Genomic DNA, 22,061 nt, shown 5'->3' on the forward strand with positions numbered 1-22,061 from the left:
GCGTCGCGTCCGCAGTGTGACCGAGAGCCTGCTCTCGATCGTGCTCGGCCTCGAAGCGGCCCTCGTGTTCTTCGTGGCGCTCACGATCTTCGGTCTCGACATCCTGCCGCCCCTCGTGGCGCTCGGCGGGGGAGTGCTGCTCATCGCACTGCTCCTGATCACGGCGGCATACCTGCGCTTCCCGTGGGCCGAGTGGCTGGGGTGGGCGCTCCAGGTCGGCCTCATCGCGCTGGGACTGCTCCTGCCGGCCCTCTACGTCTCCGGCGCCATCTTCGTGGCGATCTGGATCTACTGCTTCGTCACCGGTCGCAAGCTTGACCGACGCAATGCCGCTATGGGTATCACCCCCGCCTGACCTTCGTCCCCCAGTAAAAGGAGCACCAAGTCAATGGAAATCGAAGAAACACTCGTCCTGGTCAAGCCCGACGGCGTTGCCCGTGGACTCACGGGGGAGATCCTCCGTCGCATCGAGTCAAAGGGGTATCAACTCGTCGACCTGCGTCTCGTGCAGCCCGACCGTGAGCTGCTGGCGAAGCACTACGCCGAGCACGAGGGCAAGCCCTTCTACGAGCCCCTCGTCGAGTTCATGGAGAGCGGCCCGGTCGTCGCCATCCGCCTCGCGGGCAACCGCGTGATCGAGGGCTTCCGCTCCCTCGCGGGCACGACCGACCCCACGACGGCGGCACCGGGCACCATTCGCGGCGACCTCGGGCGCGACTGGGGCGCACGCGTGCAGCAGAACCTCGTGCACGGCAGCGACTCGCCCGAGTCGGCCGCGCGGGAACTCGCGCTCTGGTTCGCCTGAGACCCAGCTCAGAGGTGAGCGATCACGTCGAGCCGTAGCTGTGCGAGCACGGCAACGAGGAGGTAGCTGAACACCGTCAGTGTCGGCCACCACCCTGCGATGCGGGCGCCCCCGGCCGAGAGCCGGGGGCCTCCGACCCGCCGCGCGAGTTCCGCCGAGACCCACCAGAACACGGGAATCGTGACCGACCACGTCACCATGCACCACGGGCACAGGGTGCCGAGCACGGAGATGCTCTGGCCGATGAGCCACAGCACGAACGCCATCGCTGCGGCGACGCCGACGGCGAAGGCGACCCAGAGCCAGTCCGCGATGCGGATGCCGAAGAACAGGCAGACCCCCACTGCGATCACGGCCGACCAACCCACGAGGCCGAGCAACGGATTGGGAAAGCCGAGCAGTGATCCCTGCCACGACTCAAGGTTCGCGCCGCACTGCACGAGCAGACTGAAATTGCACTCGAGGGGTGCCTCCGGCTGCGTCAGTGTCACGACCTTGTCGGCCGTGAGTGCCCATGCGGCGAGCAGTCCGACCCCGCCCGCGACGACGAGCAATGCTCCCGCCAGCCGCCGCGGTGCCGTTCGCGTGCCCTCGCTCGAGCGGAGAGCCGCCGCGCGGATGCTCGCAAAGGCGATGAGCAGCGTCGCGAGCGGAAGGGCGGCGGTCGGCGCGGGCACTCCCAGGAGAAGCGGTTCGAACGGTGTCTCAGGAGACATGCCGCTGAAGGCATGCAACGTCAGCACGAAGCAGGCGACCGCGACCGACAGTGCCACAGCGGCGGTTGCGAGAAGCGCCCAAGCCTCTCGGCGGGCACGCAGGACGTCGACCATAGGCCCATCCTGTCATCCGCTGGGGCCGGCGATCGCAGGCGACTTGCTCCCTCAATGCGGCACTCTCGCGGATGCATGCGATAATTTGTGAGGTGTTCACCGCGAGCCGCGCTCTCGGTGACGAAGAAGAAGCTTTCCGGCCTGCCAGCCGAGTCGTTCGCGACAGTGACGACGAGGTCGTCACAGGCATGGCACGCCGGGCGTGCAGTACCGAATGACAGAAGACGAGCGAGACAGGGCCGATACCGCTACAGCAGCATCCGTGAGTTCGCCTGAGGACGAAACCGTCAAGGGCAGGAGCCGCAGGGCACAGCTGCACGTATCCGCGCGAAACGCGTCGTGAGGATTAGCGGGACCGCCGATTGCGGGCCCCGCGAGAGAGTTCCGGATGGCAGCGCGGTTTGCCATACCGGCTTAGGAGTGCACCAGCGATGGTGGAGACAAACGAAAACAATGACGGTGGTTCGCAGAAGGAAGGCTCGCGCAGGCGTGTGAGGCTCTTCGGGGGCCGCAGGGCGAAGGGCAGCGAAGCCGAGGTCTCGCAGAGTGCCGTCGCCGCGCCTTCCGAGGAAGGAGCGGATTTGACTGCCGAGGTTGAGGCTCCCGCAGAGCCCGCTGCCGCTGACTCGCCCACACCAGTGGCGACTCCCGACGCCGAAGACACCGGGGCCGCCGCGAAGGAGACCTCCGAGGATGCCGCGGCCGAGACGTCGGCCACGACCGAGTCGCGGGAGAGTTCCGCTGCGCCTGAGCCGCTCGTCGCGACATCGACGACGACCCTGCTCTTCCGCGCCCCCGACCTGCCGACGATGGTTCCGCCGTCGCCATCCGACGATGTCGCAGACGAGTCCTCGTCGAGCCGCCGTCGCACCCGTCGACGCTCCGGTGACGACGAGCAGGCCGAATCCGAGCGCTCCCAGGACCGGGCGCCGCAGGAGCGATCCTCCGGCCGCCAGGCTCGCCAGCCCAAGCAGCAGCCAGAGCCATCGAATGAACCGCAGAAGGTGCGCGGCTCGACGCGTCTCGAGGCCAAGAAGCAGCGCCGTCGCGACGGCCGTGACGCCGGCCGTCGTCGTCCCGTCGTCACGGAGGCGGAGTTCCTCGCGCGCCGCGAGAGCGTCGACCGCGTCATGGTCGTGCGCCAGAAGAACAACCGCATTCAGATCGGCGTGCTGGAGGACGGCGTGCTGGTCGAGCACTACGTCGCCCAGTCGCAGGAGTCGTCGCTCATCGGCAACGTGTACCTCGGTCGCGTGCAGAACGTGCTCCCCAGCATGGAGGCCGCCTTCGTCGACATCGGTCGCGGCCGCAACGCCGTGCTGTACTCGGGCGAGGTCGACTGGGATGCTGCAGCTGAGAACTCCGCCGAGGGCAAGAACCAGGCCAGGCGCATCGAGTTGGCGCTCAAGCCCGGCGACAAGGTGCTCGTGCAGGTGACGAAGGACCCGGTCGGCCACAAGGGCGCCCGGCTCACGAGCCAGGTCTCGCTCCCGGGCCGCTACCTCGTGTACGTGCCGAACGGATCGATGAACGGCATCAGCCGGAAGCTGCCCGACACCGAGCGGGCACGTCTCAAGAAGATCCTCAAGGAGGTGCTCCCCGACAACACGGGCGTCATCGTGCGCACGGCTGCCGAGGGTGCAACTGAGGAGCAGCTGACGCTCGACGTCAACCGCCTCACCTCGCAGTGGTCGGCGATCAGCTCCGCGATGGAGTCGGTCAACGCGCCGGCCCTGCTCCACAGCGAGCCGGACCTCCTCGTCAAGATCGTGCGCGATGTCTTCAACGAGGACTTCCACAAGCTCGTCATTGAGGGGGCGGATGCCCGCGAGACGATCACGAGCTACCTGCGCCAGGTCGCACCAGACCTCGTCGACCGGGTCGAGGCCCACCTCGGAGAGAAGGACTCCTTCGACGAGTACCGCATCAGCGAACAGATCGAGAAGGCGCTCGACCGCAAGGTCTGGCTGCCCTCGGGTGGTTCGCTCGTGATTGACCGCACCGAGGCCATGACCGTCGTCGACGTTAACACGGGCAAGTTCGTCGGCTCGGGCGGAAACCTCGAGGAGACGGTCACCAAGAACAACCTCGAGGCGGCCGAGGAGATCGTGCGCCAGCTGCGCCTGCGTGATATCGGCGGCATCATCGTCGTCGACTTCATCGACATGGTGCTCGAGTCGAACCGCGACCTCGTGCTTCGTCGCCTCGTCGAGTGCTTGAGCCGTGACCGCACGAAGCACCAGGTCGCCGAGGTCACCTCGCTCGGTCTCGTGCAGATGACCCGCAAGAAGCTCGGGCTCGGCCTGCTCGAGTCGTTCAGTGAGCCCTGCGAGACCTGCGCCGGCCGCGGCATCATCGTGCACCACGACCCTGTCACGAAGCACCGCCAGACCCCGCAGCCAGAATCTCGCCGCGGCCGTGGTGGCAAGGGCGGCAATGGCAATGGCAACGGCAACAGCAATGGCAACGGCAACAACGGCGGCGGTTCCAACGCTGCACCCAAGGCGGCCGCGACCCATGCCATCACGGAGGACGTGAAGAACGCGCTCGCCCAGATTGCGGCGAGCACGATCGCCAACCAGCCGGCGGACTCCGACAGTGCAGAGAAGTCGGACACGCAGGCCGCGCAGGCCACAGCCGATGCCACGACGGGCGGCACCACCGCCGAGGAGAAGCCCTCGAAGTCCCGTTCCCGGCGCTCGCGTTCGAAGGGCACGGCGGAGTCGAAGGATGCAGACGCTGGAGACGCGGCGGCGAAGGCCGACGCGACCCCGCAGGCAGACGCGAAGGGCGACAGCACTGCTGAAGACGGTGCTGCCGAATCGCAGGAAGAGGTCGTCGAGATCCTCGACATCCCCGTCGTGAAGGCGCCCCGTGCCGCACGCAAGATCAGCTCGGAAGACGCGGAACAGATCCTCGGCACTGTGCTGGATGCCCTGCCGGAGCCGAAGCAGCCCGGGCAGGGTCGCTCCCGCGGTTCACGCCGCGCATCGAGCGCCGGCGTCGTACAGGCGGGATCGGGCACGTCGATCACGCTCGACGACTGATCGCGATCGGCCACACATGAGCATGGCGACGCGAGGTCGTGCCCTCTGGGTCGGCCTCGCGGTGCTCACGCTCGGGGTGGTCGCTGTCGTGTTCTTCGTATTCCTGCGGGATGACAGTCCTGAAGGAGGGGGCGACGCTTCGGCCCCGCTCCCTGAGGTGCGCACGGGCTACGTGCTCGATCGTGCTGACCCGGCTGTGGGCGGCCCCGATGCCGTCATCAGCTTTGATCTGGAGACAGGCGAGACATCCGTCGCCTATTCGGCGGAGAGAATCGTCACATTCGCCGCCACTGCGAGCAGCCTGGTCGTCGTGAGTGGCACACCCGAAGCTCACTCCGTGACGACAGTCGATAGAGCGGACGGAACCGCGAGCGAGGTCGCTCTCCCCGCGGAGGGTTCTGTCGATTCGCTCGCGTCGGAGGGTGAGCGCACAGCGTTCCGATTCACGAGTGCGGGAGACCCGCAGGAGCGCGAGTTCTCCAATGCGCTGCTCTGGATCGAGGCGGGCCAGAATGCCGCAGAGGTCATCGAACGCGACGGCGCTCCATTCGCGGCGGCGGCATGGTCCTGGCTTCCGGGAGGCGGCGAGATGCTCGCGATCGACACGCAGGAGGAGCTGCTGCGATTCGCTCCGGAGGCACCGAATGACGCTCAAGCCCTGGGGGAGTGGGAGGGTATCGAGGCCGTCTCCGCAGACGGCGGCACCGCTATCGTGCGCGACCACCACGACACGGTCGAGCTGACCCTCAACGACGGCACGGCCGTGCCGTTCGGCCCCACGCCCGTCGACGGTGCCATCCCCTTCGGCGGTGACGTCGTGTTCCTCGTCGATGGCCCCGAGCGCGTGCAGAAGCTTGCGCTGCCCGTGGACGAGAGCGGGCGCGTGTCGAGCGCGATCGTGGTCGACGACGGCAAGTCGCCGCGCGTGCTCTACCGCGCGAGCGACCAGGAGGGCATCGACGGCTTCGAGGTCGCACCGGATGGTAGACACCTGGCGGTCGAAGTGGTTCCGGATGTCGCTGGCATGGTCTCCGACGCATACTTCCCGCACGCCCGGGCAGTGTCGATCGTGACCCGCATCATCTCGATTGTCGACGGCAACGTCGTCGCTGAGTTCCCCGGATTCGGGGCCCAGTGGACTGCCTCAGCGGGATGAGCCTCCAGCGCGCCGCTCACGCTGGCTGACCCGAAGGCCGCTTGCGGCGAGGCGTCGCACGAGTTCGCGGTTGCCCACGGGTGTGGCCCCCATCTCGATGAGCGCCGCTACCCGCTCAGCGGGCACGTCGTAGTGGTCGAGGTCGAACGACCGCCGAGGGAGTCCCGCGCGCTGCGCGAAGTCGTGGAGCTCGTCAATGGCCTCGTCACTCACGAGGTGAGCCCAGAGCGTGCCGTGCGCTGGCCACATGGGCGTGTCGATCAAAACCGCCATGTGTGGAGTCTAGACTTGGAAATCTCGCGAGCGTCGTGCGGCCGGCTCATGGCGTGGCAGCGTTCGCGGAGCGGCTATGCTTGATGAGGTTTGACCGCCAGCCCGGGTGTCGACTAGTATTGACCCTTGGCGTGCGCTGGCCAAGCCCGCATTCAACGCCAAGTTCTTCGTCGGGCACCAGCCGCGGCGAAATCATGAAGCTTTTCTTCAAGTAGTTAGGGTTCCCAAGTGGTTTACGCAATCGTGCGCGCCGGCGGTCGGCAGGAAAAGGTCGAGGTCGGCTCGGTCGTCGTCCTTGACCGTATCGCGGCCAACAAGGATGGCAACATCGAGCTCGCCCCCGTGCTGCTCGTTGACGGCGACAAGATCACGCACGACGCGCAGGCGCTTGCGAAGGTCACGGTCACAGCTGAGGTCCTCGCCGACCTCCGCGGCCCCAAGATCGTCATCCAGAACTACCGCAACAAGACCGGATACAAGCGCCGTATGGGCCACCGTTCCGAGCTCACGCGCGTCAAGATCACGAGCATCAAGTAGACATCCGAAAGCATTAGGGGCTGACCAATGGCACATAAAAAGGGCGCATCGTCCACCCGTAACGGCCGCGACTCGAACGCACAGCGCCTCGGCGTCAAGCGCTTCGGCGGCCAGACCGTCAACGCAGGCGAGATCCTCGTCCGCCAGCGCGGCACGCACTTCCACCCCGGCGTGAACGTCGGCCGTGGTGGCGACGACACGCTGTTCGCCCTCGAGGCGGGAGCGGTCGAGTTCGGCCAGAAGGGCGGCCGCAAGGTCGTCAACATCGTGGCGGCTGCCTCCTAGGCACTATCACTTCACTCGTGGGGCGGGCTTCGGCTCGCCCTTCGGTGTTTTTTCACCCGGCCCAGCGGCCCGTTTCGAGACAAGGATCACGGTTATGGCAACCTTCGTGGACCACGTGACCCTGCACCTGCGCTCGGGGCACGGCGGCAATGGCTGCGTGTCAGTCAAGCGCGAGAAGTTCAAGCCTCTCGCCGGACCTGACGGGGGCAACGGCGGCCACGGTGGTGACATTGTGCTGGTCAGCGACCCGCAGGTTACGACGTTGCTGTCGTACCACCGTTCACCCCACCGCAGCTCCGAGAATGGGCAGCCCGGCATGGGAGACCACCGTGCGGGCACGACGGGATCCGACCTCGAGCTGGCGGTTCCCGTCGGCACGGTCGTGAAAGACCCAGACGGCACCGTCCTCGCCGATCTCACGGAACCGGGTATGCGCATTGTCGTTGCGCCCGGTGGCCAGGGCGGCCTCGGCAACGCGGCCCTCGCCAACACCAAGCGCAAGGCTCCCGGCTTCGCCCTGCTGGGCACCCCCGGCTGGGAGGGCGACGTCGTCCTCGAGCTCAAGGTCGTCGCGGATGTCGCTCTCGTCGGGTACCCCTCGGCAGGCAAGTCGAGCCTCATCGCGGCACTGTCGGCTGCGAAGCCCAAGATCGCCGACTACCCCTTCACGACGCTGCACCCGAACCTCGGCGTCGTGCAGGCGGGGGAGAGTCGCTACACGGTCGCTGACGTCCCCGGCCTCATTGAGGGCGCGAGCGAGGGCAGGGGTCTCGGACTCGAGTTCCTTCGTCACGTGGAGCGGTGCTCCGCGCTCGTGCACGTGCTCGACTGCGCGACCCTCGAGCCTGGCCGCGACCCGCTCAGCGACCTCGAGATCATCCGTCACGAACTGGAGTCCTATGAGGTGCCGGAGGGGCAGGCTCCACTACTGGAGCGCCCCCAGGTCGTCGTCCTGAACAAGATCGACGTGCCGGATGGGCGCGACCTCGCCGAGTTCGTGCGCCCTGAGCTCGAGCAGCAGGGATACCGCGTCTTCGAGGTCTCGGCTGTGAGTCGCGCCGGGCTCAGGGAGCTCTCCTATGCCCTCGGCGAGCTCGTCGAGGAGGAGCGTGCCGCCAAGGCTGCGGAGCCTCCCCGCGAGCGCATCGTGCTTCGGCCACGGGCGGTCAATGAGGCGGCCTTCGACGTGCGCGTCGAGGGCGGTACCCACGGCAACATCTACCGCATCATCGGCGCAAAGCCGGAGCGCTGGGTTGCCCAGACCGACTTCACGAACGACGAGGCGATCGGCTTCCTTGCGGATCGCCTTGCGAAGCTCGGCGTCGAGGATTCGCTCTTCAAAGCGGGCGCCGTCGCTGGATCGACCGTCATCATCGGTGCCGGCGAGGGTGTCGTCTTCGACTGGGAGCCGACGCTGACCTCCGCCGCGGAACTCATCACGAGCCCGCGAGGCACGGATGCACGCCTCGGCGAGTCCGCGAGGCCGACCCGCAATGCGCGCCGCGAGGCGTACTTCGAGCGCATGGACGCCAAGGCGGCTGCCCGCGCCGAGCTCATTCGCGAACGCGAGGCCGGGCTCTGGAATGATGATGAGGGCTTCGCGGTGGATCGCCGCGACTCCGCAGCGTCCGAGGAGAGCTCGGGCGAAGCATCCGTTTCAGACGACTGACAGGACCGATGACAGCGCAGCCCACGACAAGCACGATTCCCACGCTGAGCCCCGTCACGACGCGAGCGGACATCCCGCGTGCCCGGAGGATCGTCGTCAAGGTGGGTTCATCATCGATCAGCGGCGAGAACGCGGGTCAGGTCGCGCCTCTCATCGACGCCCTCGCCGCCGCCCACGCGCGTGGTGCGGAGATCGTGCTCGTGTCGTCCGGTGCGATCGCGACGGGGCTGCCGTTCCTGAACCTGCAGGACCGCCCAGCAGACCTCGCCACGAAGCAGGCCGCTGCGGCCGTGGGCCAGAACGTGCTCATCTACCGCTACCAGGAAAGCCTCGCCCGCTACGAGATCGTGGCCGCACAGGTACTCCTGACCGCAGGCGACCTCGAGGCGAAGGTCAATCGTGCCAACGCACGGCGCGCCATGGAGCGGCTGCTCGACCTGCGGATCCTGCCGATCGTCAACGAGAACGACACGGTCGCGACCGCGGAGATCCGCTTCGGCGACAACGATGAGTTGGCGGCTCGCGTGGCAAAACTCCTGAATGCCGATGTGCTCGTGCTGCTCTCCGACGTCGACAGCCTCTACACGAAGCCACCGTGGGTCGAGGGCTCGGAGCGCATCGTCGACGTTGCCTTTGGTGAGTCGCTCGACTCGGTCGAGTTCGGCGGCATCGGAGCGGCCGGGGTCGGCACGGGAGGAGCGCGCACGAAGGTGGATGCTGCTCGGCTCGCGGCCGGCGCCGGCACCCCGGTGCTGCTGACCTCGACCGCGCAGGTGAGCGAGGCGCTGGGCGGTGCCTCCGTTGGCACGTGGTTCGCGGCGGGCCTCGTCGAGCACTCGCTCGGCTGACCGGCAGGTGCCTTCGGGCGGTCGGTAGACTGGGCCCATGCCCGAGCAGACCCTTGCGACCCCCACTCTCCAGCAGAAGCTGGTGGCGTCGAGACATGCCTCCCGTGCTCTCGCCACCGCGACGACGCAGCTCAAGAACGACGCGCTGGAGGCTATCGCCGCGGCCGTCTTGGGGAACGCCGATCGAATCCTCGCGGCGAACGAACTCGACCTCGCCAATGGGCGCGAGAACGGGCTGAGCGAAGGCCTGCAGGATCGCCTCCGGCTCGACGCAGCGCGACTTGACGGTCTCGCCGCCGCGGTGCGTGACATTGCGGCCCTGGCCGACCCCGTGGGTCGCGTCGTGCAGGGCTCGAGCCTGCCGAACGGCTTGGCTCTCACGCAGGTTCGCGTTCCCTTCGGCGTGGTCGGCGCCATCTATGAGGCCCGGCCCAATGTCACGATCGACATCGCGTCGCTGGCGCTCAAGAGCGGCAACGCTGTCGTGCTTCGTGGGGGCTCGGCGGCGATCCACTCCAACACGGCCCTCGTGCAGATCATCCAGGATGCTGTCTCCTCGGTCGGCCTCCCCGGTGAGCTCGTGCAGGGCATTGACGAGTTCGGTCGCGATGGTGCGACCGAACTCATGCGCTCCCGTGGCCTCATCGACGTGTTGATCCCGCGCGGCAGTGCAGACCTCATCCAGACGGTCGTGCGCGAATCCCAGGTGCCGGTCATCGAGACGGGCGCCGGCGTTGTACACGTCTACCTCGACGCCTCGGCTGATGTGAGCGCCGCGGTCGAGATCGTGCACAACGCGAAGACCCACCGCCCCAGCGTCTGCAACGCCGCCGAGACACTGCTCGTGCACGCCGATGCGGCCGAGCGACTACTGCCAGCCGTGCTCACCGCGCTCCGCGAGAGCGGTGTGACCCTGCACGCCGACGACCGCACTGCGGCCATCTTCGCGGATGTCCTGCCTGCGACGGAGGAGGACTGGGCGACCGAGTACCTGAGCCTCGACCTTGCCGTGCGGGTCGTCGACGACCTCGATGGCGCGCTCGACCACATCCGTCAGTACTCCACCCACCACACCGAGACGATCGTCACCTCGGATCTCGCAAGCAGCGAACGCTTCCTTGCCGAGGTGGATTCGGCCGTCGTGATGGTCAACGCCTCGACGCGATTCACCGATGGGGGAGAGTTCGGCTTCGGTGCCGAAGTGGGCATCTCGACCCAGAAGCTGCACGCGCGCGGCCCCATGGGGCTCCCTGAGCTGACGAGCACCAAGTGGATTGTGCGCGGTTCCGGCCAGGTGCGCGGTTGACCCGCCACGCACGGTAGATTAGAGACGCGTCGAACGGAGAACTAATGTCATTGCTTGCTGTCATCGCTGCCGAAGAGGGCCACCACGAGCTCGCCCCAATGATCATGGACCCCATCTGGTTCGCGGTCATTGCTGCGGCCGTCTTCGTGACGATCGGCCTCGTCACCTACAGCTTCCGCGACGTGGCGCACCGCAACACGCGTCAGTCCACGAACGCGGGCCCCGGCGCGGGCACGCACGACTAACGGCGCGTCGATGACGGCGGTGGACCCCGACTCAGGTCGTCCTCGCGTCGGCATCATGGGTGGGACATTCGATCCCATCCACAACGGCCACCTCGTCGCCGCCAGCGAGGTTGCCCAGCACTTCGGCCTGGACGAGGTGGTCTTCGTTCCGACGGGGCAGCCGTACCAGAAGCCGGATGCCACGGGCAGCGAGCACCGCTACCTCATGACGGTGATCGCGACGGCGTCGAACCCATCGTTCACGGTGAGCCGAGTCGACATCGATCGAGACCGGCCCACATACACGATCGACACGCTGCACGACATGCAGCGCCTGCGGCCGGAGGCCGAGCTCTTCTTCATCACGGGAGCGGACGCCATCGCCCAGATCGTCGACTGGAAGAACGTCGACCAACTCTTCGAACTCGCCCATTTCGTAGCGGTTTCACGGCCAGGTCACATCCTGAACGTTTCCGGTTTGCCGGAGCACGACGTAAGCTTGCTAGAGGTGCCTGCCTTGGCGATTTCTTCGACGGACTGTCGTAGCCGGGTAGGTAGGGGGTTTCCCGTCTGGTACCTCGTACCCGACGGGGTAGTACAGTACATCGCCAAACATCATCTGTATCGGAGTGAGTAATGACAGCCTGGGGTGACCAGCCGCCGCTTTCGCGGAGGCAGGTCAGGATGAACGAGCGAACCCACGAGGGTGGCAGTGAGTTCTCCAGCGCCCGGGCCCAGACGGGCAGCATCGATCTCGACAACCCGGAGGCGACCATGGGGGATTCCGGCCACGAGGATTCTGTTCCGTTCGATACCTTCCCGCCCGCAGCTCCCGCAGCCCCGGATGCGACGCCCGCCCGCTTCGACGGCGCGCCCTCGACCTCCGCGAACCCCATCCGGCCCGGATCGCGTCGCGCGCAGCGCCTTGCCGAGACCGGGGCACTTTCCTTCGCCGACCTTGCCGCCTTCGCGCCGGCAGCAGACACGCGCGAGGCTCCGGCCGCGCCCCCAGCCGAACCCGATTCGGACGCCCACGCGTACCGGCTCCGCGACTTCCGTCCGGCCGAGCCCGCTGCCCCGGCGGTCACCCCGCCGCCGGCACCAGCCGTTGACGACGTTTCGCCAGCGCCGGCCGGCCGCCCGCTCACCCGGCGTGAACTTCGCGCGCTCGAGGCCGCCCGGGCCCGCGAGGCGGAGCAGGCAGAACCGGCTGAGGCGCAGGTGGCCCCAGCACAGCCTCAGGCAGTGACGGAACCACCGCCCCTCGTCGAGCCGCCGCACGCGGCGCTTGCGGACCCCCAGTACATCCCGTCCTCGCTTGACGTGGCTCCCGTCGCGCCCCTTGAGCCGCTTGCGGAAGAAGCAGTCGAGACACCGTCCGACACGGGCGTGCCGCTCTCAGCGCTTGCGCCGCCTGCCGGGATGCCGTTCGGCACGTCGCCGACCGAGATCCCCACGCTCGCGGACTTGCCGGCACCCCAGCTCTCCCCGCCCCCAGCACCGACGGGCGAGTTCGTTCCCCAGTACTCGCTTGCGCAGTACCCGCCGCCCACCATGCTGCCCGGCTCACCCGAGTCCGCTCGAGGCATCGACTTCGCACCGCAGCAGCAGGTCACTCCCGTCGGCCACTGGTCGACCCAGGAGGCGCTCGACGACGCGAGCCAGTCCGCCGACTCGGTGACGTCGCGCGACATCTCGACATCGACCGGTCCCATCACGAGCAATGCCCTCGTGCTTCCCGCGGTGCCGGAAGGCTCCGACCTGGCCGTTCCCTTCGCGACGGCGACGGGCGAGGTGCTCATCACCGGCTCGATCACGCTGCCGACCACGCTCGGTACGACGGGAGCGCACCCCGCGCGCTACGACCACTCGGAACTCGACGCCATCATCGATGCTGCCGACCGTGATGACATCGAGGGGGAGTCCGCTCCCGTCCGCGCGATCCGTGCCGTCAGCACGCACACCTCTCCGCGCGACGTCATCGCGATGTCGCGCAACTCGGGCAGCGGCAACCGTCTTCCTGTCGTGCTCGCGATCACCGCGGGAGCGATGATGGTGAGTGTCACCGTGCTGGTTGTCGCGGGATTCGTGTTCGGCACGTTCTAGACTCGTCCCCACGAATGTCAGTACCCACCCTTTAGGAATCTGTGACCGCCTCCCAGCACGCCCTCGAACTTCTCACCATCGCCGCGACGGCGGCCGACTCGAAGCAGGCGTCCGACCTGGTCGCCCTCGATGTCTCGGAGCCGCTGCCGTTCGCGGACGTATTCCTGCTCGCTTCCGGTCGAAATGAGCGCAACGTGCTCGCCATTGCCAGCGAGATCGAGGACAAGCTGATCGAAGCCGGAAGCAAGCCCCTGCGCCGCGAGGGCCGCAGCGAGGGCCGCTGGGTGCTCCTTGACTTCGGCGACCTCGTCGTGCACGTCTTCCACGAGGAGGAGCGAATCTACTACTCGCTCGAGCGTCTCTGGAAGGACTGCCCGGCGATTCCTCTCGACCTGCCCGAAGCGCCCGGTGCCGGCAGTGCAGGAGCCGACGCGCGGGCATGACCGCGTGGGTGCCCTCGTGGAGCGGCAGTGCGGGAGCCGCCGAGGCGACCGCTGACGGCATCGCAGCATGGGTTCGTTCCGACGCGCTCGGGCAACTCGTACGTCTCTGGGGTGGGCAGCGCCCCGCTGAGGGCGACACGGAGTTTCTCCTCGAGTGGCTTGACGCCTTCTCGGCCGAGCACTGGGACTTTCGTCGGGGGAGAGAGCGCAACCTCGCGGCATCCGCAGTACTGAGCCCGGAGCAGGCAGCCGCCGTGCTGCAGGTCGCGCCGGAACTTGGCCTCGTCTCATCATTGCCCCGGGCCCGAAGCTATGACGCCATCGTGATGACGGGCGGGATGGTGCGCGCTGGTGTCGTGAAGCCGCGGTTCGTGCGCTCGCTCCTGGACGCGGGTATCGCTGCCCGGCAAGTCGTGTTCGTGGGGGCGCACCGGGCGTTCCAAGGCGACGAGGCTGCGCTGGCGGCAGCGCTTGGCGTTCGTGGCGACGACGAGGTGGATGCCATGGCCGAGGGGATGCGCCGGGCGTTCGACTTGGGCGCACCCGCTGTGACCCATGGCGGTGAGCGCAATGCGCGGGCGACCCGTCTCGCGTGGGACGCTCATCCGAGCGTGCGTTTCGAAGTGGTCGCGGCTCCGTCCAGTGCCCCCGAAGCGCGGCGCGCCGACACCGCCGACACGTTCCGGCACTGGGCGCAGTTGAGTGGGCGCGACGCGAGCTCGGTGCTCGTCGTGACCACGCCCATCTACGTGCCGTATCAGGCGGCCGTCGCGGTGGAGACACTTGGCATTGAGGCGGGGATGGCTGTCGAGACGGTGGGGGCGGATGCCCGGTCGAACGACCTCGGAGAGCACACGCAGCACTTCGGTGCGCAACAGCATCTGCAGGAGATCCGCTCCGCCATCCGTGGAATGAAGACACTCCGGGCGCACTCGATTTTGCGCTCGGCAGGAATGTAGTAATCTTGAGAAGTTGCTTCACGGAGTGACAAACAACGAGGGTCCATGGCGCAGCCCGGTAGCGCACCTGCATGGCATGCAGGGGGTCAGGGGTTCAAATCCCCTTGGATCCACCAAAGTCCTCTTGAGGCAACATGAACGGCTGAGTCCCAGCGATTGGGATTCAGCCGTTTTGTGTTGTTACTGGATTTCGGGGGAGTAGGCGCGGATCGCCCGCTGCACCTGATCGTGTGTTGCCTCGTCGAACGCCACGATGCGGATCTCCTCGACGCGGGTGGGAGTCGTCGCGAGCGTGGCGACCGAGGCGGCGATGGCGTCGTCTCGCGGCCACGCGTAGACGCCGGCGCTGATGAGCGGGAAGGCGATGCTGCGTGCCCCGAGTTCCTCCGCGACCTCGAGGGAGCGGCGATAGCAGGAGACGAGGAGTGAGCGGTCGCGTTCACCGGCGGCGTGATTCGGGCCCACCGTGTGGATCACCCAGCGGGCGGGGAGCCTGCCCGCGGTCGTCCAGCCAGCGTCGCCCGTCGCGAGACCGTGGGGGAAACGTGCGATGCAGTCGTCCAGGATCTCGGGACCACCAGCCCGGTGGATGGCGCCGTCGACACCACCGCCCCCGCGCATCCGATTGTTGGCCGCGTTGACGATCGCATCGACTGACTGCTGCGTGATGTCGCCGTGGGCTGCCAGCGGGAGCGTCATCGGGGTGCCTCCGCGAGCGCGAGCTCCTCGACCAAGAGCGCGTGGAACTCCTCTGGCTGCTCCATCATGACGTCGTGGCCCGCGTCGAGCGAGAAGTGGCGCAGCTCATCGCCCGCGCGGCGCAGGAACCCGGATGCAAGGAGCGAGTCGCGATAGGGGGAGCGTCGTCCCGACACGAGCGTGAGTCGTGACAGGTCGAGGGCGTCGAAGTCTTCGATCACGGGGCGTTCGATGATGCGAGGCGCCGTGTCGTGCCTCCAGGTCCAGCCGCCGTCGTGCGGGCGCAGGCTCCGTTCCCCGATGAAGCGCGCGAGCCAGCGCGGCCAGTGCTTGCGCGCCGAGCGATCGGCGAATGCTGCGATGCCGTCGCCGAGTTCTCGATAGGAGGGCGTGCTGGCCGGCTGTTCCGCCCGAGCTGGGGCGTCGCCTGGGACGAGGGGAACCGCGTCGACCGAGACGACGTGGCGGATGGCAGGAACAGTGCCGGATGCCGCGGTGAGGATCGAGAGCATGCCGCCGAGCGAATGGCCAACCAGGATGAGCTCGTCGTCTGCGCCGAGGGCGGCCGCGACATCCTGCACCTCGCCCAGCCACAACTCGGCTCGATAGTGCTCCCGCCACTCGCTGTCGCCATGCCCGGAGAGGTCGAGCGCCGCCCACTTGGGCGTGTCAGGGCCGAGGAGCGCTATCTGGTGCGCCCACCAGGCGGCGTGGGCGCGCCCGCCGTGCACGAAGAGGATGCGGGGCCCGTCGCCGCTGCCACCCGTCCGGTAGCGGATGCGGACGCCGCTGCTCTGAAGTTCGTGGCGCTGTCCGGAGTCATAGGGCGCCGGGTCGAACCACGGCGGTGTGGTGTGGGAAGGCATCGTTCACAGTGTATTGCGGGGCCTTGGCGGGAGGGGAGGGCGGCGGCATGATTGCGGCATGGACGGCCTCGCCAGGGACAAGGAAGTCATGCTCGCCCGCCACCTGCGTGCGAGGGGGGTCGAAGACGAGCGGGTGCTCGCGGCGATGGCGGCGGTGCCGCGCGAAGAGTTCGTTGCCGAGCACGCGCGCAGGTATGCCTATGCTGACCGGCCGCTGCCGATCGAGGAGGGCCAGACGATCTCCCAGCCCTACATCGTCGCCTTCATGGCGCAGTCGGCGCGGGTGGAGCAGGGCGACAGGGTGCTCGAGATCGGCGCAGGCTCGGGCTACGGTGCCGCCGTGCTGGGAAAGCTGGCTGCCCGCGTCGACACGGTCGAGCGCCATTCCCGCTTGGCGGAGCAGGCGGCGGAGCGGATGTCGCGACTCGGCTACAACAACGTGCACGTGCATTCGGCGGATGGAACGTGGGGACTGCCCGAGGGGGCGCCCTTCGACGCGATCGTTGTGACGGCGGCGGGGCCCTCGGTTCCTCCGCCGCTCCTCGAGCAACTCGCGCCCGGCGGCCGGCTCGTGATGCCGGTCGAGGGCTCCTACGGCCACCAGCAGCTGCTCCTCGTGCGCAAGGATGTCGACGGCCGGGTCACCGAGACGCCACTCCTCGGCGTGGCGTTCGTGCCGCTCGTGGGGGAGCACGGCCATCCTGGGGGAGGGAATCGAGACAGATCAGCAGAATAGGCAACACATCTATTGACGCTCGTGCAGCGAGTCGTTACTCTTCTGGGTACTGAGTCGACCCTGAATGCCGAGGGAACCCCCGAGGCATCGGCTGAATCCAATGGAGAATTCACATGCGCCTGCACCGACCCATGGCACTCTTCACTCTCGGCGCCGCCGGGCTGCTCCTGGCGGGATGCGCCACGCCCGCCGAGGAGCCGGACCCCACGGAGCCCGCGACCGGGACCGCTGAGGCGCCCCTCTACGACGAGCTTCCCCAGTGGGCGAAGGATAAAGGCACCCTGACCTTTGCAGGCGACAGTCACCCGCCCTATCGCACCGTTGAAGAGGACGGATCGGTCACAGGCATCGACCCCGAGTTCCAGGCCATGCTCGAGGAGCAGCTCGGCGTTGACATCGAGATCGACATCGCCTCGGGGCTCCCCGCAATCCTCACGGGCATGCTCTCGGGGCGCTACGACGCGTTCAACGGTCCTGTGCGCACGACCGAGGAACGCGAGGCGGACTTCGACGCCGTCGTGTGGCTCACGACCCGCACCTCCTACGTCTTCCTCGAGAGTCGCGAAGACGACTTCGAGTCGGAGGAGGATCTCTGCGGCATCCAGATCTCGGGAGTCACGGGCTCCGTCACCGAGACACAGGTCGCTGCGCTCAATGACTGGTGCGTCTCGGAGGGCATGGAGGCAAACACCTTCGTCGGGCTCGCCGACACCAACTCGACCATCCTCGCCGTGCAGTCCGAGCGAGTCGACGCCCTCGCCGTGACGGAGACCGCCGCGATCGACATCCTCGACAAGACGCCGGACACCTTCGCGTACCACACGCAGTCCGACGCGCAGGGGGCCGGCGTTGACCTCCTCGCAATGTTCGCGCCGAAGGACAACGAGCTCGGCCCTGTGTTGCACAAGGCCATGCAGAATCTCTTCGAGAGCGGCCAGTACATCGAGTTCATGGAGAAGTGGGGGCTCGAGAACGTCGCTGTCGACGAGCCCCTCTACAACCCCGTCACGGGCTGACGAGTCAGCCGAGCGGCGGGCCCGGTGACGGGCCCGCCCACCCCTTGCCTGCCTTCGCACCAGGAGAAGAATGAGCACCCCAGCCCTCGCGACGCATGACGTCGCATCCGCCCGACCCCGGTTCCGGCCGTGGCGACTCGTCGGCGGCGCCGCGATCGCGATCGTGATGCTGCAGGTCGTCATCTTCCTCGTGACGAACGAACGCCTCGAGTGGGGCGTCGTCGCGAGCTATCTCTTCAATCCGAACGTGCTCACGGGCCTGTGGATGACGATCTTCCTGACGATCGTCGGCATGGTCATCGGCTCGGTGCTCGGCACGCTCATCGCGGCCGGGCAACTGAGCGACTTCGGCCCCGTGCGCTGGATCTGTCAGCTCTATGTCGGGGTCTTCCGCGGCATCCCGCCCCTCGTGCAGCTGATCTTCTGGTTCAACCTCGCGTACCTCGTGCCGCGCATCTCGATCGGCGTGCCATTCGGCCCCGAGCTCTACTCCTGGTCGTCGAACGACCTCATCAGTCCGCTCACGGCCGCCATCATCGGCCTGAGCCTGCACGAGGCCGCCTACATGGCGGAGATCGTGCGCTCCGGCATCCTCGCGGTCGACACGGGCCAGAAGGATGCCGCGAGGGCGATGGGCTTCAGCCGCCTGCAGACCTTCATGAAGGTCGTGCTGCCACAGTCGATGCGCGTCATCATCCCGCCCACGGGCAGTCAGTTCATCGGGCTGCTCAAGGGCACGTCGCTCGTCTCCGTCATCGCCATGGGTGACCTGCTGCACTCCGTGCAGGTCATCTACAACCGCACCTACCAGGTCGTGCCGCTGCTCCTCGTCGCGGTCATCTGGTATCTCGTCGTCGTGACCCTGCTCACGATGGGGCAGCGCCGCATCGAGCGCTACTTCGGCCGCGGCTACGACCGTGCCGCCACGGCGATGCCGAAGACGGGGCAGGTGCGCACGATGCTCACTGGCGCCGTTGCGCTCCCAGAACCCGCCGGCGAGACGGATGCCACGGGGCGCGCGCGCAGGAAGGGGAAGGGCGCATGAACGCCGAGACCACCCGCAAGACCGTGCTGGAGGCACGGGGCGTCGTGAAGCGATTCGGTGACACCCTGGCCCTGGACGGAGTGAACCTGAGCGTCGCCGAGGGTGATGTCGTTGCGATCTTGGGACCGTCCGGTTCCGGCAAGTCGACACTCGTGCGCTGCCTGCACCAGCTCGAGTCGATCGATGGCGGCGCAATGTACCTCGACGGCGAACTCCTCGGCTTTGAGGAGCATCGCGGGGGCCTCCGTCCCCGCAGCGAGCGCCAGGTGGAGCAGCAGCGCAGGCAGATGGGGATGGTCTTCCAGCAGTTCAACCTGTTCCCGCACTGGAGTGTGCTGCGCAACATCACGGAGGCTCCCACCAAGGTGCATCGGGTGCCCGCCGCGAAGGCTCGCGCCCGCGCGCTCGAACTTCTCGAGAAGGTCGGGCTGTCGGACAAGGCGGATGCGCACCCGCGGCAGCTCTCCGGCGGCCAGCAGCAGCGGGTCGCGATTGCCCGCGCCGTCGCCCCGAATCCGCGTGTGCTCCTCTTCGATGAGCCGACGAGCGCACTCGACCCGGAACTCGTCGACGAGGTGCTCGCGGTCATGAAGAGCCTCGCGCGTGCCGGCATGACGATGGTCGTGGTGACCCACGAGATGGACTTCGCCCGCGAGGTCGCCGACCGCTGCGTCTTCATGGCGGAGGGTCGCGTCGTCGAGGAGGGCCCGTCGGCGGAGTTCTTCGCCTCGCCGCGCACCGACCGTCTCAGGTCGTTCCTCACGCGGTACTCCGAGGGAAGGCAGGCGGTCTCATGATGAAGCAGCCGGTGACGATCATGGCGGTCGGCGACCTCGTGCTCGACGAGCCGAATCCCGACTTCTACTTCGAGGCGAGCACGCCGCTGTTGCAACAGGCGGATCTGGCCATCGCCCAGGTCGAGGTGCCACACACGACCTCGACTGAGTGCGCGAGCGTCGACGTGCCGGCCCCTCCGGCCGACCCCGCGAACCTCGCTGCGGCGGGACGCGCTGGCTTCGCCGTCGCGACCCTGGCGGGCAACCACATCTACGACTGCGGCCCGCAGGGGATCGCCGACACCGTGCGGCTGTGCCGCGAGGCGGGCATGACCCCGACCGGCGCGGGAATGAACCTCACGGAGGCGTGGGAGCCCGCCATCGTGGAACGGGGTGGCCACCGCATCGGCGTCATCAACGTCAACTGCGTCGGCCCCCGGGAATCGTGGGCGACGTCGCGCAAGCCGGGTGCGGCATCCGTCAAGGTCATCACGCACTACGAGCTCGACAGCGCCAACCCCGGCGGGCCGCCCACCGTCTACAGCTTCTGCGACCCCGCCTCGCTGCGCACCTTCACGGATGCCGTGCGCGAGCTCGCAGGGCGGGTCGACATCGTGATCGCGGCGCTGCACAAGGGCATCGGGCACCTGCCGGCTGAGATCGCGGCGTATGAGTTCGCAATCGCCCGCGCGGCCGTCGACGCCGGGGCATCCGCCGTCATCGCCCATCACGCGCACATCATGCGGGGCATCGAGGTCTACCGTGGTGCGCCAATCTTCCACGGCTTGGGCAATTTCGTGACCGTGACATCCGCCCTCTCGAGCGGCGACGAGAACTCACCCGAGCGCCAGGCGTGGGCGAAGCGGCGCAAGAAGCTGTTCGGCTTCAGCCCCGACCCCGCGATGCCCACCTATGCCTTCCACCCCGAGAGTCGCAACACGGCGATCGCCGTGATCTCGGTCGACGAGCAGGGCGCGGTCTCGGGCGGATTCATCCCGTGCTGGATCGACGACGATGCGCGACCGGTGCCGCTCGGGGACGACGAGAAGGGGCGGCAGGTCGCCGCATACATCGAAGACATCACGCGCGAGGTCGAACTCGACACACGGTTCAGCTGGCAGGGCCGCGAAGTCCGCGTCTCAGCGCCCGACGCGTGACCTGGAAGGACAAGCACCACATGAGCACCACCGCACGCCCGCTCGAGGGCAAGACCGTCATCGACCTCACGACCGCCCTCTCGGGCCCCTACGCGACGCTCCTGCTTGCGGGCCTCGGCGCGCGAGTCATCAAGGTCGAGAACCCGACGCGGGGAGGGGACAGCTCGCGCAACAACTCTCCCTATGTGACGCGCGAGGGGTTGAGCGTGCTGCGGACGAGCGACGAGGACATGTCGGTCTCGATGATGCTCCGGGGGCGAAACAAGGAGAGCGTGACGCTCAACATGAAGCACCCCGAGGCTCGCCAGGTCTTCCTCGATCTCGTGGCCAACGCCGACATCGTCGTCGAGAACTACAGCGCCGGCGTCACCTCGCGCCTTGGCATCGACTATGAGAGCGTGCGGCACCTGAACCCCGCGCTCGTCTACACGTCGATCAGCGGCTTCGGCGCCCAGGGCGGCGCCGGCACGGGCAAGGCCATGGACACGATCATCCAGGCGTTGAGCGGCGTCATGATGACGGCAGGCAAGCCCGGCGACGGTCCCGTGCGCTTCGGGTTGCCGATCGGCGACCTCGTGGCGCCCCTCTTCGGCGTGATCGGCACGCTCGCGGCCGTATTGCAGGCCGAACGCACGGGCGAGGGGCAACACGTCGACGTCTCGATGCTCGGTGCCCTCACCTCGCTCGTGGCCTGCGAGCCCTTCGATGCCTTCGAGAAGATCGGCCTGCCGCTCCGCACGGGCGACTACGTTCCGCGCCTCGCCCCCTTCGGCACCTTCGCGACGAGCGACGGCTGGTTCGCGCTGTGCGCGCCGACCGACGAGTTCGCGCGCGGCGTCATGACCGCGCTGGGCACTCCCGAGCTTGTCGACGACGAGCGCTTCGCACGTCGCGACGGGAGGGTGGCGAACGCGGACACCCTCCACGCCATGATCGCCCAGTGGGCGCAGCACCTCACGACGGCGGATGCGACGGCCCGCCTCGAGGCGGCGGGCGTGCCGGCCGCGCCCGTGCGCAGCACCGCGGAAGCCGTGCGCGATCCACTCGTACGCGAGAGGGGCGAGGTCGTGCAACTCGCGCACCCGAACTTTGGGGTGCAGGAGGAGCTGTTCGGCGCGGGGCTGCCCATGCGACTGTCCGCGAGCGACACCTCCCTCAACGAGCCCGCGCCCGGCCTCGGCGAACACACGGAAACTGTCTTGCGCTCCCTCCTCGGCTACGCCGACGAGCAGATCGCGAGACTTCGCGACACCGGTGCGCTGTGAGCGGCCTGGACGA

At 67.8% G+C, this 22,061-nt stretch carries 24 protein-coding genes and 1 tRNA gene; 21 read left to right on the forward strand and 4 right to left on the reverse strand.

Annotated features, from left to right (window positions below; all coding sequences use genetic code 11):
- The first annotated feature begins 16 nt into the window (after positions 1 to 16).
- Entirely contained in the window at positions 17 to 355 is a 339-nt protein-coding gene (locus tag ACIQK7_RS10595; protein ID WP_403024476.1) for a DUF4233 domain-containing protein, read from the forward strand.
- A gap of 33 nt (positions 356 to 388) precedes the next feature.
- A complete protein-coding gene (gene ndk / locus ACIQK7_RS10600; RefSeq protein WP_325210691.1) occupies positions 389 to 805 on the forward strand; it encodes a nucleoside-diphosphate kinase in 417 nt (138 codons plus the stop codon).
- Between the two features lie 8 nt (positions 806 to 813).
- Here ndk and ACIQK7_RS10605 read toward each other — a convergent pair whose 3' ends face one another.
- Positions 814 to 1,635, reverse strand: coding sequence for a vitamin K epoxide reductase family protein (locus tag ACIQK7_RS10605; RefSeq protein ID WP_403024479.1), 822 nt, complete (start codon positions 1,633 to 1,635; stop codon positions 814 to 816).
- A gap of 431 nt (positions 1,636 to 2,066) precedes the next feature.
- Here ACIQK7_RS10605 and ACIQK7_RS10610 point away from each other — a divergent pair, with 431 nt between their 5' ends.
- Both ACIQK7_RS10610 and ACIQK7_RS10615 read left to right on the forward strand, forming a co-directional pair.
- Positions 2,067 to 4,682 carry an Rne/Rng family ribonuclease gene (locus tag ACIQK7_RS10610; RefSeq protein WP_403024482.1) on the forward strand — a complete coding sequence of 872 codons (2,616 nt, stop codon included), beginning with the start codon at positions 2,067 to 2,069 and terminating at the stop codon, positions 4,680 to 4,682.
- A 16-nt stretch (positions 4,683 to 4,698) separates the two neighbouring features.
- Complete coding sequence (locus ACIQK7_RS10615) at positions 4,699 to 5,838, forward strand: hypothetical protein (RefSeq protein WP_403024484.1); 1,140 nt, start codon at positions 4,699 to 4,701, stop codon at positions 5,836 to 5,838.
- Here the strand turns inward: ACIQK7_RS10615 and ACIQK7_RS10620 are convergent.
- Entirely contained in the window at positions 5,827 to 6,111 is a 285-nt protein-coding gene (locus tag ACIQK7_RS10620) for a DUF4031 domain-containing protein (RefSeq protein WP_403024487.1), read from the reverse strand. The two genes, ACIQK7_RS10615 and ACIQK7_RS10620, sit on opposite strands and share 12 nt — an antisense overlap.
- A 228-nt stretch (positions 6,112 to 6,339) precedes the next feature.
- Between ACIQK7_RS10620 and rplU the strand changes: the two genes are divergently transcribed.
- The 11 genes from rplU (at position 6,340) to ACIQK7_RS10675 (ending at position 14,604) form a co-directional block, all read left to right on the forward strand.
- Entirely contained in the window at positions 6,340 to 6,648 is a 309-nt protein-coding gene (rplU, locus tag ACIQK7_RS10625) for a 50S ribosomal protein L21 (protein WP_403024490.1), read from the forward strand.
- A gap of 27 nt (positions 6,649 to 6,675) precedes the next feature.
- Complete coding sequence (gene rpmA, locus ACIQK7_RS10630; protein ID WP_147721442.1) at positions 6,676 to 6,933, forward strand: 50S ribosomal protein L27; 258 nt, start codon at positions 6,676 to 6,678, stop codon at positions 6,931 to 6,933.
- A 94-nt stretch (positions 6,934 to 7,027) separates the two neighbouring features.
- The gene (gene obgE, locus ACIQK7_RS10635; RefSeq protein ID WP_403024494.1) at positions 7,028 to 8,602 is read left to right on the forward strand and encodes a GTPase ObgE; all 1,575 of its coding nucleotides are present in this window, start codon (positions 7,028 to 7,030) and stop codon (positions 8,600 to 8,602) included.
- 8 nt (positions 8,603 to 8,610) lie between these two features.
- Positions 8,611 to 9,450, forward strand: coding sequence for a glutamate 5-kinase (gene proB / locus ACIQK7_RS10640; protein WP_403024497.1), 840 nt, complete (start codon positions 8,611 to 8,613; stop codon positions 9,448 to 9,450).
- 37 nt (positions 9,451 to 9,487) lie between these two features.
- On the forward strand, positions 9,488 to 10,756 hold the full coding sequence (locus tag ACIQK7_RS10645; protein ID WP_403024500.1) for a glutamate-5-semialdehyde dehydrogenase: 1,269 nt from the start codon (positions 9,488 to 9,490) through the stop codon (positions 10,754 to 10,756).
- A gap of 44 nt (positions 10,757 to 10,800) precedes the next feature.
- The gene (locus tag ACIQK7_RS10650; RefSeq protein WP_403024503.1) at positions 10,801 to 11,001 is read left to right on the forward strand and encodes a hypothetical protein; all 201 of its coding nucleotides are present in this window, start codon (positions 10,801 to 10,803) and stop codon (positions 10,999 to 11,001) included.
- A gap of 10 nt (positions 11,002 to 11,011) precedes the next feature.
- Positions 11,012 to 11,617 carry a nicotinate-nucleotide adenylyltransferase gene (nadD, locus tag ACIQK7_RS10655; RefSeq protein WP_325210662.1) on the forward strand — a complete coding sequence of 202 codons (606 nt, stop codon included), beginning with the start codon at positions 11,012 to 11,014 and terminating at the stop codon, positions 11,615 to 11,617.
- A 47-nt stretch (positions 11,618 to 11,664) separates the two neighbouring features.
- Entirely contained in the window at positions 11,665 to 13,086 is a 1,422-nt protein-coding gene (locus ACIQK7_RS10660; RefSeq protein WP_403024506.1) for a hypothetical protein, read from the forward strand.
- 41 nt (positions 13,087 to 13,127) lie between these two features.
- A complete protein-coding gene (gene rsfS / locus ACIQK7_RS10665; RefSeq protein ID WP_325210660.1) occupies positions 13,128 to 13,529 on the forward strand; it encodes a ribosome silencing factor in 402 nt (133 codons plus the stop codon).
- Positions 13,526 to 14,488, forward strand: a complete 963-nt coding sequence (locus ACIQK7_RS10670) for a hypothetical protein (RefSeq protein ID WP_403024509.1) — start codon at positions 13,526 to 13,528, stop codon at positions 14,486 to 14,488. The genes rsfS and ACIQK7_RS10670 overlap by 4 nt, the downstream gene beginning before the upstream one ends.
- A 39-nt stretch (positions 14,489 to 14,527) precedes the next feature.
- Positions 14,528 to 14,604: transfer RNA gene (locus ACIQK7_RS10675), tRNA-Ala, on the forward strand.
- Between the two features lie 64 nt (positions 14,605 to 14,668).
- Here ACIQK7_RS10675 and ACIQK7_RS10680 read toward each other — a convergent pair.
- Positions 14,669 to 15,187 (reverse strand): O-acetyl-ADP-ribose deacetylase, encoded by a 519-nt coding sequence (locus ACIQK7_RS10680; protein ID WP_403024511.1) that lies wholly within the window; start codon positions 15,185 to 15,187, stop codon positions 14,669 to 14,671.
- The gene (locus ACIQK7_RS10685; protein WP_403024514.1) at positions 15,184 to 16,053 is read right to left on the reverse strand and encodes an alpha/beta fold hydrolase; all 870 of its coding nucleotides are present in this window, start codon (positions 16,051 to 16,053) and stop codon (positions 15,184 to 15,186) included. The genes ACIQK7_RS10680 and ACIQK7_RS10685 overlap by 4 nt, the downstream gene beginning before the upstream one ends.
- A gap of 58 nt (positions 16,054 to 16,111) precedes the next feature.
- Between ACIQK7_RS10685 and ACIQK7_RS10690 the strand changes: the two genes are divergently transcribed.
- From ACIQK7_RS10690 to ACIQK7_RS10715, 6 genes are all read left to right on the forward strand, one after another.
- A complete protein-coding gene (locus ACIQK7_RS10690; RefSeq protein ID WP_403024517.1) occupies positions 16,112 to 16,789 on the forward strand; it encodes a protein-L-isoaspartate(D-aspartate) O-methyltransferase in 678 nt (225 codons plus the stop codon).
- A 113-nt stretch (positions 16,790 to 16,902) separates the two neighbouring features.
- Positions 16,903 to 17,805 carry a transporter substrate-binding domain-containing protein gene (locus tag ACIQK7_RS10695; protein WP_403024519.1) on the forward strand — a complete coding sequence of 301 codons (903 nt, stop codon included), beginning with the start codon at positions 16,903 to 16,905 and terminating at the stop codon, positions 17,803 to 17,805.
- A 70-nt stretch (positions 17,806 to 17,875) separates the two neighbouring features.
- Positions 17,876 to 18,850, forward strand: coding sequence for an amino acid ABC transporter permease (locus tag ACIQK7_RS10700; protein ID WP_325210655.1), 975 nt, complete (start codon positions 17,876 to 17,878; stop codon positions 18,848 to 18,850).
- Positions 18,847 to 19,647 carry an amino acid ABC transporter ATP-binding protein gene (locus tag ACIQK7_RS10705; RefSeq protein WP_403024522.1) on the forward strand — a complete coding sequence of 267 codons (801 nt, stop codon included), beginning with the start codon at positions 18,847 to 18,849 and terminating at the stop codon, positions 19,645 to 19,647. The genes ACIQK7_RS10700 and ACIQK7_RS10705 overlap by 4 nt, the downstream gene beginning before the upstream one ends.
- Entirely contained in the window at positions 19,644 to 20,783 is a 1,140-nt protein-coding gene (locus ACIQK7_RS10710; protein ID WP_403024525.1) for a CapA family protein, read from the forward strand. Before ACIQK7_RS10705 ends, ACIQK7_RS10710 begins: the two co-directional genes overlap by 4 nt.
- 20 nt (positions 20,784 to 20,803) lie before the next feature.
- On the forward strand, positions 20,804 to 22,048 hold the full coding sequence (locus ACIQK7_RS10715) for a CaiB/BaiF CoA transferase family protein (RefSeq protein WP_403024527.1): 1,245 nt from the start codon (positions 20,804 to 20,806) through the stop codon (positions 22,046 to 22,048).
- The last annotated feature ends 13 nt before the right edge of the window (positions 22,049 to 22,061 follow it).

It is taken from the genome of Salinibacterium sp. GXW1014 (assembly GCF_044769865.1).
Classification (GTDB): domain Bacteria; phylum Actinomycetota; class Actinomycetes; order Actinomycetales; family Microbacteriaceae; genus Homoserinimonas.